Origin of the sequence: Aestuariivirga sp., from assembly GCF_046093005.1 — a bacterium.
Lineage (GTDB): Bacteria > Pseudomonadota > Alphaproteobacteria > Rhizobiales > Aestuariivirgaceae > Aestuariivirga.
Map to the genome: position 1 here is coordinate 1 of NZ_JBJTER010000149.1, position 13,280 is coordinate 13,280.

General features: G+C 66.3%; 8 protein-coding genes and 2 pseudogenes. 3 read left to right on the forward strand and 7 right to left on the reverse strand.

Going from position 1 to position 13,280, the window contains the following annotated elements; translation table 11 throughout:
- Positions 1 to 84: 84 nt before the first annotated feature.
- Positions 85 to 243: pseudogene (locus tag ACKOED_RS12650) on the forward strand (flavin reductase family protein); the annotation flags it as partial.
- Here the strand turns inward: ACKOED_RS12650 and ACKOED_RS12655 are convergent.
- The 7 genes and pseudogenes from ACKOED_RS12655 to ACKOED_RS12685 form a co-directional block, all read right to left on the reverse strand.
- Positions 241 to 489 (reverse strand): annotated as a pseudogene (locus ACKOED_RS12655) (flavin reductase family protein); the annotation flags it as partial. The pseudogenes ACKOED_RS12650 and ACKOED_RS12655 overlap by 3 nt on opposite strands.
- The gene (locus ACKOED_RS12660; protein WP_408916954.1) at positions 489 to 1,193 is read right to left on the reverse strand and encodes an HAD family hydrolase; all 705 of its coding nucleotides are present in this window, start codon (positions 1,191 to 1,193) and stop codon (positions 489 to 491) included. The pseudogene ACKOED_RS12655 and the gene ACKOED_RS12660, both read right to left, overlap by 1 nt.
- Positions 1,190 to 1,780, reverse strand: a complete 591-nt coding sequence (locus ACKOED_RS12665) for a nitroreductase (RefSeq protein WP_408916955.1) — start codon at positions 1,778 to 1,780, stop codon at positions 1,190 to 1,192. The genes ACKOED_RS12660 and ACKOED_RS12665 overlap by 4 nt, the downstream gene beginning before the upstream one ends.
- Positions 1,781 to 2,033: 253 nt before the next feature.
- Complete coding sequence (locus tag ACKOED_RS12670; RefSeq protein ID WP_408916956.1) at positions 2,034 to 3,038, reverse strand: aromatic ring-hydroxylating oxygenase subunit alpha; 1,005 nt, start codon at positions 3,036 to 3,038, stop codon at positions 2,034 to 2,036.
- A gap of 41 nt (positions 3,039 to 3,079) precedes the next feature.
- Positions 3,080 to 4,211, reverse strand: a protein-coding gene (gene prfB / locus ACKOED_RS12675; RefSeq protein WP_408916957.1) for a peptide chain release factor 2 whose coding sequence is annotated in 2 segments (ribosomal slippage) — positions 3,080 to 4,141 and positions 4,143 to 4,211 — 1,131 coding nt in all. Because the reading frame shifts where the segments join, the coding sequence is not laid out codon by codon here.
- Positions 4,212 to 4,249: 38 nt separating this feature from the next.
- Positions 4,250 to 6,772: a penicillin-binding protein 1A gene (locus tag ACKOED_RS12680; protein WP_408916958.1), complete on the reverse strand. Its 2,523-nt coding sequence runs from the start codon at positions 6,770 to 6,772 to the stop codon at positions 4,250 to 4,252.
- Positions 6,773 to 6,877: 105 nt separating this feature from the next.
- Positions 6,878 to 8,095 (reverse strand): N-acetylmuramoyl-L-alanine amidase, encoded by a 1,218-nt coding sequence (locus ACKOED_RS12685; RefSeq protein WP_408916959.1) that lies wholly within the window; start codon positions 8,093 to 8,095, stop codon positions 6,878 to 6,880.
- A 505-nt stretch (positions 8,096 to 8,600) separates the two neighbouring features.
- Here ACKOED_RS12685 and ACKOED_RS12690 point away from each other — a divergent pair.
- Both ACKOED_RS12690 and ACKOED_RS12695 read left to right on the forward strand, forming a co-directional pair.
- A complete protein-coding gene (locus tag ACKOED_RS12690; RefSeq protein ID WP_408916960.1) occupies positions 8,601 to 11,342 on the forward strand; it encodes an Rne/Rng family ribonuclease in 2,742 nt (913 codons plus the stop codon).
- A 209-nt stretch (positions 11,343 to 11,551) separates the two neighbouring features.
- The gene (locus ACKOED_RS12695) at positions 11,552 to 13,054 is read left to right on the forward strand and encodes a replicative DNA helicase (protein ID WP_408916961.1); all 1,503 of its coding nucleotides are present in this window, start codon (positions 11,552 to 11,554) and stop codon (positions 13,052 to 13,054) included.
- The last annotated feature ends 226 nt before the right edge of the window (positions 13,055 to 13,280 follow it).

Below are 13,280 nucleotides of genomic sequence, written 5' to 3' on the forward strand. Positions count from 1 at the left end.
TGCCGCGCATGAGGACATCGCCCATCTCGCGGACCACACCATTGCCAGCATCGCCGAGCTGCCGTCACTCCTCAGGAGCCTGTAATGTTCTATGACGCTGTCCGCAACGACCACGGCCTCGCGCAGGATCCGTTCAAGGCGATCGTCGCGCCGCGGCCCATCGCGTGGATTTCGACGCTGTCGCCTGCCGGCGTCGCCAACCTCGCGCCCTACAGTTTCTTCAATGCCTTCGCGCAGGTCCCAGGTGACGAAATTCACCGCGAATTCGCCGGTGGCCTCGATGTTGCGAAGCGAGTCCTTCGGCGGCCCGCTGCCAAACGCCACGTAATGCGGCGCCTGCGCGAAGGCGTTGAAGAAACTGTAGGGCGCCAGGTTGGCGGCGCCTTCGCGCGAGAGCGTTGAAATCCAGGCGATCGGGCGCGGCGCCACGATGGCCTTGAACGGGTCCTGCGCCAGGCCATGGTCATTCTTCACGGCATCGTAGAACATCAGAGACTCCGCAACAGCGCCGGCAATTCGGCAACGCTGGCGATGGTGTGGTCGGCGAGATGGGCGATGTCGTCATAGCCCGCATTACCGCTCAGCACCGCGATGGCGAGGCCCGCCCCGCCGGCGCGGGCTTCCTCCATGTCATGGTGGTTGTCGCCCACCATGGCGATGGCGGAAGCCGGCAGGCCGGTCACTTCGGAAAACCGCCGCACCATCTGCCCCGAGGGTTTCGGAATGGCCACCGTATCGGCGGCGATGATATCCTCGAAATGGCCGATGGCGCCGATCTGCGCCATGTGGGCCGTGGCCGAGACATGGCTGTCATTGGTGGCGATGCCCAGCCTCATCCCCATCCCGCGCAGCTCCGTGAGGATCGGCTCCAGCGGCACCAGCGGCGCCAGGCGGTCGCGCACCAGATGGGTGTAGCCGTGGTCGAGCGTATGGACCTTGCCAGCCAGCGCCGTTTCATCGAGGTCCGGCCACCAGATTTCGGCGATCTGCCGCGTGGTGCCGCCGGCCAGCACCGATCCGGCCCTGAACTTGCCCGAGGCCGGGTCATAGCCGCCCTTGGCCATCAGGGCCTCAGCGCCCGGCGCGTCGGTTGCGAACAGCTCCATCAGCACCTCGCGGTAGATCGGCACCCAGGTGGCGTTGACGTCGATCAGCGTGCCGTCCTTGTCGAACAGAACCCCGGCGATGCTCATGCGGGCGACCAGCGGGTGAGCAGGGCTTGAGGATCAGGGCGCGGCCGGTCTTCCAGCGGGGCCGCGGCCTTGCCGATATAGATGAAGCCGGCAATCCGTTCAGGCGGCGCCAGGCCCATCACCGCCGCCATGCCATCGTCATAGGCCAGCCAGCCGGTGTTCCACTGGCAGGCATAGCCCAGCGCGGTGGCGGCATAGAGAATGTTCATGCACACCGCCCCCGCCGAGAGCTGCTGCTCCCACTCCGGAATCTTCGGGTGCGGGGCGGCCCGCGAGACGACGCCGATCACCACCGGCGCCCTGAGGAACAGGTCTTGCGCCAAAGCAATCGCCTCCGGACCATGATCAGGGTGAAGCGCCTGCCAGCGCCGGCCGAGCGCCGCGCCGAATGCGGCGCGCGCCTCGCCCTCCCACAGGATGAAGCGCCACGGCGCCAGCTTGCCGTGATCGGGCACGCGCACCGCGCAGCCGAGGATTTCACCGAGCTCCCGCGCGGAAGGGCCGGGCCCCGTCATCGCCTTGGCGGAGGCCGATTTGCGGCTGCGGAGCAGATCGAGCACCGAGCTGGTATCGTTGAGTTGCGTCATGCGGGGGAGTTTGGCGGCCCCAACCGGAAAAGGCAATGCCGGGGCGCACTGTTAACCAACCGTTAAGGCATCAATTGCGGCGGCGGCGGGGACGGGATAGCTTCTGCTCCGCCGGCCGGATGGCTGGGGTATTGAGTAGAGGGGACTTCGCGCTCCACGCTGGTTGCAAACACCGCAGAGCCGTGCCGCCATCGCCCGGGCGATGGCGGTTTTTTCTTGGCCGCCAGCGGAAAATGCGGGACGTCCGCCGCCCTCAACGCCCGAGGCTTTCCCGCACCCGCTCCTGGAAATAGTGCACGCCCTGCTCATGCCGGGGCGACAACGGCCCGGCGCGGTAATTGCCCGCCTCATAATTTCGGTGGGTGGCGGCGCAGATTTCATAATCCTCCCGCACCACCGCGAGATTGCGGGCGATGGTGTCGCTGCGTGACTCGTCCCGTTCGGGCGAAAGATCGGCGAAATAGAAGTGATAGAGCTGCTCGGTGCGGGCTGGCGCCACGGGGTTGATGCGCGAGGTGTTCATGCCGCCCGCGAACAGCGAGAGCGTCCAGTTGGGCCACATCCACAGCCACTTGCCGCGGTAGAACAGGCCTTCGCGCGGCGGCGCGGTCATGCGCACGAAACCCTTGTGCGCGGTGGTCTCGAAGGCTTCGAAGTCGATGGCCGCGAAGAATTTCGGATGAATGCCGGGGATGTGATAACCCTCGACGAAATTGTCGGTATAGATTTTCCAGTTGGCGTCGAAGCTCACGGTCTCGCTGCGCACCGCCTGGTAAGTTTCGATCGGCTCATCGGCCAGTTCCTCAACAAGCGCGCCGAGCTGCGCGAGAAGATCCTCCCGCGGATCGACCGCCACGAACAGCAACCCGCGCCATTCGGCGGCATGGATTTCCTCCAGTGGCCAGTCCTCCGGCCTGAAGCCGGGCTCCTCGCCGAACCATGGCGCGTTGAGCAGCCGGCCGTCATCGGCAAACACCCATTGGTGATAGGGGCAGCGGATGGTGGCGCAGCGGCCCGTGCCATCTTCGAGCAGCTTGGCGCCGCGGTGGCGGCAGACATTGCGGAAGGCGCGCAACACGCCGTCGCGGCCGCGGATGGCGAACACCTTGATGCCGGCGAGATCAGCGGCCACATATTGCCCGCGCCCGGCCACCTGTGCTGCCGGCCCCAGCATCTGCCAGGCCGTGGCGAAGATCGTATCTCGCTCGCGCCCGAACACCGCCGGATCGACATAGAGACGCGGATCAAGGTTCAGCATGCAAGGGCCCTCCCGGTGCGAGAGTGCCTCAGCAAGCTCTGCTATTCAATATCCTCGACGGCCACGTCGCCGCCACCCTTCACCTTATGCGCCAGCGAGGCCTGGATGAACTCCTCGACTTCGCCGTCCAGCACGTCGCCGGGCGCGCTCGAGGTGTGTCCGGTGCGCAGGTCCTTCACCAGCTGGTAGGGCTGCAGCACATAGGAGCGGATCTGGTGCCCCCAGCCGATGTCGGTCTTCTTGGCGTTGGCGGCGTCGATCTTCTCCTGCTGCTTCTGAAGCTCCATTTCATAGAGCCTGGCCTTCAGCATCTTGAGGGCGGTGGCGCGGTTCTTGTGCTGCGAGCGTTCCGCCTGGCAGGCGACGATGATGCCTGTGGGAACATGGGTAATGCGCACCGCCGAGTCAGTGGTGTTGACGTGCTGGCCGCCGGCCCCGGAGGCGCGGTAGGTGTCCACCTTCAGGTCGCTGTCGACCACCACGATGTCGATGTTGTCATCGACCACCGGGTAGACCCAGACCGAGGCGAAGGAGGTATGGCGGCGCGCGTTCGAGTCGTAAGGCGAGATGCGCACCAGCCGGTGCACGCCTGACTCGGTCTTGAGCTTGCCATAGGCGTTGTGGCCCTTGATCTGCAGCGTGCAGGACTTGATGCCGGCCTCTTCGCCCGGATGCTCGTCCAGCACCTCCGCCTTGAAGCCGTATTTGTTGGCATAGCGCATGTACATGCGCATCAGCATCAAGGCCCAGTCCTGGCTTTCGGTGCCGCCCGCCCCGGCATTGATCTGCAGATAAGTATCGTTGGCGTCGGCCTCGCCCGAGAGCAGCGTCTCGATTTCATATTCCGCCACCCGGGGCTTCAGCGCCTTGAGCGAGCGTTCGGCCTCGGCGACGATCGCCTCGTCGCCTTCGGTTTCGCCCAGTTCGATCAGCTCGCTGTTGTCGGCGATCGACTGTTCGAGCTCGAGGACCGTCTTGATGCGGGTGTCGAGATCCTGGCGCTTGCGCATGATCTCCTGCGCCTTCTGGGGGTCATTCCAGATCGCCGGGTCTTCGGAGCGGGCATTCAGTTCGGCGAGGCGCCGGAGGGCGTTGTCCCAGTCAAAGATGCCTCCTCAGCAGTCCGATGGACTGCTTCATGTCGTCGACCAGCGACGAGATTTCAGCGCGCATGGGTTGTTCCTGTCCGGTGTTGGTTCGTCAAGCGCCGGTCAATAGAGGCCGCCGCCCTGCCCCGTCAACCCGCCATCTCCGGCGGGCGGCGCGGGCGCCTGGCCCGGCACAACCGCGCCCTGCGAGGGCGGCACCAGGACGAGGCCTTCGCCCTGGGCGGCGGCCGTCACCGTGCCTTCGCCGATGATCTTGGTCGAATCGGGCGGCTCGTCGCCCGGCTTGAAAGCCTCGAGAATGGTGCCCTCGCGGCCGAAGATGGCGCGGGTGCCGCTCTTGGCGTCGATGGGGATCAGTTCGATGGCGCGCGGAACGCGGAACGGCGTGGCCGGCTTGTCGCGCAGCGCCAGCTTCATGAAATCGGCGACGATGGGGGCTGCCAGCTCGCCGCCAGTGCGGCCCTTGCCCATCGGCTTGGGGTTGTCGTAGCCAATGAAGGTGCCGACCACGAGATCGGGCGTATAGCCGATGAACCAGGCGTCGCGCTCCTCGTTCGAGGTGCCGGTCTTGCCGGCCACCGGCTTGCCGACGATGCGTATCTTCTTTCCCGTGCCGCGCTCGACCACGCCCTCCATCATTGAGGTGATCTGATAAGCGGTATAAGGGCTCATCACCTGTTCACGCACGTCGAGAAGTTCGGGCTCCGGCAGATCCGGCCGCCAGGCCTCCGCCACGCAGGCGGCGCAGTCGCGCTTGTCATGGCGGAATATGGTGCGGCCATAACGGTCCTGCACGCGGTCGATCAGCGTGGGCTCGATGCGCTTGCCGCCATTGTCGATCATCGCATAGGCGGTGACCATCCGCATCAGCGTGGTCTCTCCGGCGCCCAGCGCCATGGCCAGCTGGCGCGGCAGCTTGTCGTAGACGCCGAGCCGGGTGGCGAGGTCGATGATCTTGGTCATGCCCAGTTCGTCGGCCAGCCGCACCGTCATCACGTTGCGCGATTGCTCAATGCCGCGGCGCAGCGTCGAGGGGCCGAAGAACTTGTTCTGATAGTTCTTGGGCTTCCACATGGAGCCGTCCGGCATGGCGAATTCGATCGGCGCGTCGAGCACCACGGACGCCGGCGAATAGCCGTTGTCGAGGGCGGCCGCATAGACGATGGGCTTGAACGACGAGCCCGGCTGGCGCAGCGCCTGGACCGCGCGGTTGAACTGGCTGCGGCCATAGGAGAATCCTCCCACCATTGCCAGCACGCGGCCGGTGTGCGGGTCCATCGCCACCAGCGCGCCGTCGACGTCCGGCATCTGCATGAGATGGAATTGCGCGGGATCCTTGCTCGGCGCCACATAGATGATATCGCCGGGCTTCAGCGCCTCGGAGACCTTTTTCACTTCGGGCCCAAGCGCGCTGCCGTCGACGAAGGCGCGCGCCCATGCCATCAGCGCCAGCGGGATCCGCACCTGCTCGCGCTCGGGGCCCGGCGTGCCGTCGGGAAGCGGCTTTGGCTGCAGCCCCGCCACCGCCTCGCCGTCGCTCACGGCGAGCACGATGGCCAGCCGCCAAGGCGCCACGTCGTCGGGACTCTTGCGGTCCTTGAGCAGAAGCGCCCAGTCGGCCACGGAGGCGAGATCAACGGTGGCGACAGGCCCGCGGAAGCCGCGCTTGCGGTCCAGCGCGATGAGGCCCCGCGCCAGCGCCTGCCTCGCGTACAGCTGCAGCTTGGGGTCGAGCGTGGTCCTGACCGAAAGGCCGCCGCGCTCCAGCTTTTCCTTGCCATACATGCCGATCAGCTCGCGCCTGACTTCCTCGGCGAAGCTTTCGGCCGCGAACAGCTGCGCGCCGAACGGCCGCGGGCTCACCTCCAGCGGCTTGTCCTGCGCCTCCTTCATTTCCTCCTGGCTGATGTAGCCGTTCTCGTACATCTGCGAGAGCACCCAGTTGCGGCGCTCGATGGCGCGCTCTTTCTGGCGGAACGGGTGATAGTTGTTGGGCCCCTTCGGCAGCGCCGCGAGATAGGCCATTTCCTCGAGCGAGAGTTCGTCCAGCGACTTGCCGAAATAGTTGAGCGAGGCGGCGGCCACGCCGTAGGAATTAAGGCCGAGGAAAATTTCGTTCAGATAGAGATCGAGGATCTGGTCCTTGCTGAAAGTCTGCTCGATGCGCTGCACCAGCAGCGCCTCCTTGAGCTTGCGCTCGATCGAGCGCTCATTGGTGAGCAGAAAGTTCTTTGCCACCTGCTGGGTAATCGTGGAAGCGCCGACGATCTGGCCGCGGCCCGTCAGTTTCACCTGCGCGTAGCGGTAGGCGGCTCCGGCAATGCCCTGCCAGTCGAGGCCGGCATGGGTGAAGAAGGTTTTATCCTCGGCCGAGATGAACGCCTCGATCAGCCGCTTCGGCATCTGGGCCGACGGCACGAACAGGCGCCGCTGCTCCGCATATTCAGCAAGCAGCGAACCGTCCGCGGCATAGATGCGGGTCATCACCGGGGGCTCGTAGGTGGCGAGCTGGGTGTAATCCGGAAGGCCCTTCGACTCTTCCATGATCACATAGGCCAGTGCCGCGGCCCCGGCCACGAAGACCATGAACCCCACTCCCACCAGCCAGCCGATAAACCGCACCATCGCGAACGTCTGATCCTTTCTGCCGCCGCGCGATAACACGGACGGGCGGCATGGCGACAGTTAATTCGCTAGGGGCGGATTGTGGCCGCGCGGTGGCGGGACGGCTCAGGGCGCCCTCGCGGCCAGCTGCTGCGCGAAATAGGTTTCGATCGCGCGCGCCAGCGCGGTGGCGGTTTTTTCCTGCCAGGCGGGCGAGGTCAGCTGCTCCTCGTCCTGCCGGCTTGAGAGATAGCCGAGCTCCAGCAGCACCGACGGCACGTCGGGCGCTTTCAGCACCACGAACCCCGCTGAGCGCATCGGCTTGCCGGTAAACCGGGTCACCGTCTTCATCTCGGCCACCGCCTTTCTGGCAAATACCAGGGAGTGAGCCTTGGATTCGCGCTGCGCCAGCTCGATCAGAATGTCGGTCACCTCCTCGCTCTCGGTTTCGAGGTCGATGCCGGCGATGATGTCGGCGCGGTTTTCCTTGTGGGCCAGCGCCTCGGCCTCGGCGTCGGAGGCTTTCTCGGACAGCGTATAGATGGTGGCGCCGCGCGCCGCCGGCCCGCGCACCGTATCGGCATGGATGGCGATGAACAGGTCGGCCTCATTGTCGCGGGCGATCCGCACGCGCTCCTTCAGAGATAGGAAACGGTCGTCGGAACGGGTCATCATCACGTCGACGTTGCCTCTGGCCTGCAGCAAGTCGCGCAGCTTCAGGCCGAAGCCGAGGACCACATCTTTTTCCCTGGTCTTGCGCACCCCGATGGCGCCGGGGTCGATGCCGCCATGGCCCGGGTCAATCACCACCAGCTTGCGGCCGTCACGGCGCGGCGCGGCGGCGGGCGGCTCATCGGTCTCCGGCGGGACGGAAGCGAGTTTCGCGGCGAAGGCGTCAGCGCCGGTCTTGACGAGATCGACGGTGAGCCGGGCGGGCTTTCCGGGCTCCGGAAAGCCGATCGACGCGCGTTCGATCAGCGCCGGCCCCTCGGTGTCGAGCACGATGCGCGCCCGGCCCTCGCCCACCGGCCCATAGCGGAAGGCGCGGATCAGGCCCTGCCCTGAGTCTCCCGTGCCCGGCGGCAGATCGAACGCGACCTGCGGCAGATCAATCACCACCCGGTAAGGCTCGGCAAGGGCATAAACGCTGAAACCAACAGTGGCCGAGACATCCGCCTCGAAGCGGGTGTGCCCGGCATCGCCTGTAATGCGCGCGGCGGTCGCAACCGGGCTTTCTGCGGCGGCCATCGCGGCCCCGCCCGCCAGCATGACGGCCGCAAGCCCCAGGCGGCCCAGCACACGGCGAGCGGCGGCGAAACGCGAACGGACTGGTTCGAACATCATGATGAAGCGGCTTGGCACAGGGGGAAGAACCACTGCAAAGCCTAGGGCAAACACAGTTAACCAAAGGTTGCCGGGAGATTGGCACGGACAAAAGCTTGCATTCAGCCGCCCCATTCCATAAGTATCGGCACGTCATCCTGACGTCAGGCTCGCGATTCGGCGGTTTTCCTGGCCAGGGCTGAGAATTTCGCGCGAGGCGGGAGTCCGGAGGCATGTTGCCAGCCCCGCCCGGCGCGTCAGGGAGCGCGGCCCCACCGTGGGGCCAGCCTGCCAGCAACCGTTCCGGAAACCGGAACATGAAGGAAATCATGGGCATGCCCCACGCTACGACGAGCGCGCAGACCAGGGACCGGACATCACCGGCGCCCGGTGTCTCATTGCCGCCGTCGGCGAGGGTGAATGGCATGCCCCTATCGCGCAGCCGCAACCGCAGGTTCTATCTGCGTCTTCTCACCGGAGTGGAGACGCCACAGGTCCTGCCGTACCTGCGCAGGGAAATAGACCCATGGGCAGCAAAATGCTCATCGATGCCAGCCACAGCGAGGAGACCCGGGTGGTCGTCCTCAAGGGCAACCGCATCGAGGAATTCGACTTTGAAAGCGCCGCGCGCCGCCAGCTGAAAGGCAACATCTACCTCGCCAAGGTGACGCGCGTGGAGCCGTCGCTCCAGGCGGCCTTCGTGGAGTACGGCGGCAATCGCCACGGCTTCCTTGCCTTCTCGGAAATCCACCCCGACTATTACCAGATCCCGCTGGCGGACCGGCTGGCGCTGCTTCAGGCCGAGGAGGAAGACCAGGCCCGCGAGGCCGCCGACGATGATGAAGAGGCCGGCTATGGCCAGCGCCGCGAACGGCGTGGCCGCGACCGTGACCGCCGCCGCCGCGGCCCCGCCAGCGAGGAAGCGGCAGCGGCTGAAGCTGAATCTGACGCCGGTGACGAGCCGCCGCAAACCTCCGATGAGGGCGGCCCCGAAAGCGCCAGCTTCGGGGAGCCGGAGGCGCCGGAACCGGACGCCAACGATGGCCCGCAGCGCGCCGAACCGATGGCGGTGAGCCATGAGCGTCCATCGCTTTCCGAAGACGTTGGGGAGGAAGGCAGCGCTCAGCCCGCCGCCGCGGCGCCGGAAACCGGGGCCGACGGCGGCGCGCCGGCGCCCTCGGTCGAGCACGGCATGCCGGGCGAGCTCGGCAATGGCATCGAGGAAGTGGGGGAAGACCCCGAAGCCGCCCGCGTCGAGTCGATCGGCGCCGAGGACGCGCTGGAGGAGCTGCCGCAGCGCCGCCGCAAGGTGCAGCGCCGCCAGTACAAAATTCAGGAAGTGATCAAGCGCCGCCAGGTGATCCTGGTCCAGGTCGTCAAGGAAGAGCGCGGCAACAAGGGCGCCGCGCTGACCACCTATCTCTCGCTCGCCGGGCGCTACTGCGTGCTGATGCCCAACACCGCCCGCGGCGGCGGCATTTCGCGCAAGATCACCGAGACCGGCGACCGCCGCCGTCTCAAGGACATGGTGAAGGAAATCGAGGTGCCGCAGGGCATGGGCCTGATCGTGCGCACCGCCGGCGCCCAGCGCACCAAGACCGAGATCAAGCGCGACTACGACTATCTGCTGCGGCTGTGGGAAAGCGTGCGCGACCTCACCCTCAAATCGCAGGCGCCGGCCCTGGTCTATGAGGAAGGAAGCCTGGTCAAGCGCGCCATCCGCGATCTCTACACCAAGGACGTCGACGAAGTGATCGTCGAGGGCGATGAGGCCTACCGTGAAGTCAAGGACTTCATGAAGATGCTGATGCCCAGCCACGCCAAGAACGTGAAACCCTACAAGGACGCACGCCCGCTGTTCTCGCGCTATCAGGCGGAGAGCCAGCTCGACGCGCTGTATTCGCCCACCGTCACCCTGCCCTCGGGCGGCTACATGGTGATCAACCAGACGGAAGCGCTGGTCGCGGTCGACATCAACTCCGGCCGGTCGACGCGCGAGCACAATATCGAGGATACGGCACTGCGCACCAACCTCGAGGCGGCCGACGAAATCGCCCGGCAGCTGCGGCTGCGCGATCTCGCGGGGCTTGTCGTCATCGACTTCATCGACATGGAAGAGAAGCGCAACAACCGCAACGTCGAGCGCCGCCTGAAGGACGCGCTCAAGAATGACCGGGCGCGCATTCAGGTCGGCCACATCAGCCATTTTGGGCTTCTGGAAATGTCGCGCCAGCGGCTGCGCCCGGGGCTTCTGGAAGGCTCGTCGCGCACCTGTCCGCATTGCGAGGGCCGCGGCATCGTGCGCTCGGTTTCCTCCTGCGGGCTTTCCGTGCTGCGGGCGATCGAGGAACAGCTCATGGCCCGCAAGCCGGAGAACCTCACCGTCAAGTGCACGCGCGAGATCGCTTCCTATATTCTCAACGAAAAGCGCGACAATCTGCTGGCCATCGAAACCGCCTATGGCATTTCGGTGTTCGTGGTGCCGAGCGACGAACTCAAGGGCTCGCAGGCGCTGATCGAGCGCGCGCCGGACCGCAACCTGCCGCCGCGCAAGCTCATGGCGGCGCCGGTGCGCATCGATTCCGCCTATGCGGATGATGAGGAAACGGAGGAGCTTCCGGCCGGGGAGCCGGAAGCATCCGAAGCCGAGAGCGATGAAACCGGCGAAGCCGCGGACTCAGAGGATGGCGCATCGCAGGGCAACGGCGAGCGTGGCGAGGGCGGCCGCCGCAGGCGCCGCCGGCGCGGACGCCGCGGTGGCCGCAACCGTGATGACCAGCCAGGCGAAGCCACCGCCGCGCCTGGCGGCGAGCAGCCGCCAGGCCTCGGCGAGCAGCCGGACATCGGCGTGGCGGCCGCGTTCGCCGCGGGCGAAACCTCCGGCGAGGAAACGGCGCGCGCCCTTCCGGTGGTGGAGGGCGAGGAAACCGTCATCGCCATGAGCAGCGAGGAGCCGCGCACCGAAAGCGAGGGCGAGGAGCGCGGCGAGCGCCGCAGCCGGCGTGACCGCTGGGGCCGCAACCGTGACCGCCGCCGCGGCGAAGACCGCGCGCCCCGCGACGGCGAAACCGCCGAAACCGCCGAAGCCGCCGCGGCGGTCGCCGTGGAAAGTGCCGCGCCAGCCATGGCGATGCCGGTTGCCGGGGTTCCGGCGCCGGAGCCCGAGCCGCCGCGCCGCTGGCAGCCGCCCGCCCCCACCGTGCCGGCCGCTCCCGCGGAGCGCAAGGCGGGCTGGTGGAGCAAGCGCAGCTCACCGGAACAGTCCTGAGCATCGTGATCTTGGGCTGAACCCCGGCGACGCCCCCGGCCCACAACCTCGTCAGGCCACGGCGCGACTGTTGGATCCTGGCGGCAGCGCCGGTGATGATGGCCGGGTCAAGGCCCGGCCATGACGCGCGCCGCGCCGCTTGTGGATAGCGGGGACGGCCGGGGCATGAAGCCGCCGTATTCCCCTGCGATCTGTTACACGCTGATTCGATGACACCCTCGCCAAATCTGCGCCCCGTCGAACCATCGAACGATGACGCGGACGCCTACCGCACGCCGCCCAACAACCTTGAGGCGGAACAGGCCCTGCTGGGCGCGATTCTGGTCAACAACGAGGCCTGCGACAAGGTCTCGGGCTTTCTGCTGCCGGACCATTTCTTCGAGGCGCTGCACGCCCGCATCTATGAAGCGGCCTCCACCTTGATCCGCATGGGCAAGCTCGCCAGCCCGGTGACGCTGAAAAGCCATTTCGAGAATGACGCCACCATCAGGGAGGTGGGGGGTGCTGCCTATCTGGCGAGGCTCGCCGCAAACGCCACCACCATCATCAATGCCGAGGAATATGGCCGCACCATCTATGAGCTCTCCCAGCGCCGGAAGCTCATCGGGGTGGGCACCGATCTGGTCAACGAGGCCTTCGAGCCGGATATCGAGGACAGCGCGAAAGACCTGATCGAGCGCGCCGAGCAGACGCTTTACGCCATGGCCGAAACCGGCCGCTACGGCCAGGGCTTCCAGGCCTTCGCGCGGGTGCTGACGGACGCGGTGGACATGGCGGCCAGCGCCTATGAGCGTGATGGCGGGCTCTCCGGCATCGCCACCGGCCTCAAGGACCTGGACGAGAAGATGGGCGGCCTCCAGGCCTCGGACCTCGTCATCCTGGCCGGCCGCCCCGCCATGGGCAAAACGGCGCTCGCCACCAACATCGCCTATAACATCGCCAGGTCCTACAAGGCGGATCACCAGGCGGATGGCGCGGTGAAGGTGAAGGACGGCGGCATCGTCGCCTTCTTCTCGCTGGAAATGTCGGCCGAGCAGCTGGCCACCCGCATCATTTCCGAACAGGCGATGATCCCGTCGGAGCGCATCCGGCGCGGCAAGATCACCGAGGAGGAATTCGCCCGCATCGTCGAGGTGAGCCGCGAGATGCAGGCGCTGCCGCTCTACATTGACGCCACCGGCGGCCTCACCATCGCCCAGGTTGCGGCCCGCGCCCGCCGCCTCAAGCGCCAGCGCGGCCTCGGCCTCATCGTGGTGGACTATCTGCAACTGCTGGCCGGTTCCACCCGCCGCGCCCAGGAGGGCCGGGTGCAGGAAGTCTCCGAGATCACCGTGGGCCTGAAAAGCCTCGCCAAGGAGCTGGGCGTGCCGATCCTGGCGCTCTCGCAGCTCTCGCGCCAGGTCGAAAGCCGCGACGACAAGCGCCCGCAGCTCGCTGACCTGCGCGAGTCCGGCTCCATCGAGCAGGACGCCGACGTCGTTCTGTTCGTCTACCGCGAGGAATATTACCTCGCCCGCAAGGAGCCCCGCCCCAACACCCAGGAGCATTTCGACTGGCAGGAGCAGATGAACCGGGTGAACGGTGTGGCCGAGGTGATCATCGGCAAACAGCGCCACGGCCCCACCGGCATCGTGGAATTGCAGTTCGAGGCGAGCCTCACCAAGTTCCAGAACCTGGTGCGCACGGATTATCTGCCGGAGCGGTTTGAGTAGAGGGAGCTCGGACAGCCCCAAATCGCCATCTGCTGACACAGAGCAACAGTTGGCGGTAACTGTCACGCAAATCCTGGCGTCGCGCACTAGGTGGTGTTGACAAAGTGGATTCACAAATCACGTGATTTCTGATTCAAGGCTGTTCTTTGCGGAGAACAGCGATGGTTCGCGGGTTGATGTCGGACAAGGAATGGGCGTTTTTCGAGCCATTTGTCATCGAGAGGGG

Bases quoted from the DNA above. Each gene is read 5' to 3' on its own strand.
- ACKOED_RS12685 (WP_408916959.1), bottom strand. From the start codon at position 8,095: ATGATGTTCGAACCAGTCCGTTCGCGTTTCGCCGCCGCTCGCCGTGTG.
- ACKOED_RS12665 (WP_408916955.1), bottom strand. From the start codon at position 1,780: ATGACGCAACTCAACGATACCAGCTCGGTGCTCGATCTGCTCCGCAGC.
- ACKOED_RS12680 (WP_408916958.1), bottom strand. From the start codon at position 6,772: ATGGTGCGGTTTATCGGCTGGCTGGTGGGAGTGGGGTTCATGGTCTTC.
- ACKOED_RS12660 (WP_408916954.1), bottom strand. From the start codon at position 1,193: ATGAGCATCGCCGGGGTTCTGTTCGACAAGGACGGCACGCTGATCGAC.
- ACKOED_RS12695 (WP_408916961.1), top strand. From the start codon at position 11,552: ATGACACCCTCGCCAAATCTGCGCCCCGTCGAACCATCGAACGATGAC.
- ACKOED_RS12690 (WP_408916960.1), top strand. From the start codon at position 8,601: ATGGGCAGCAAAATGCTCATCGATGCCAGCCACAGCGAGGAGACCCGG.
- ACKOED_RS12670 (WP_408916956.1), bottom strand. From the start codon at position 3,038: ATGCTGAACCTTGATCCGCGTCTCTATGTCGATCCGGCGGTGTTCGGG.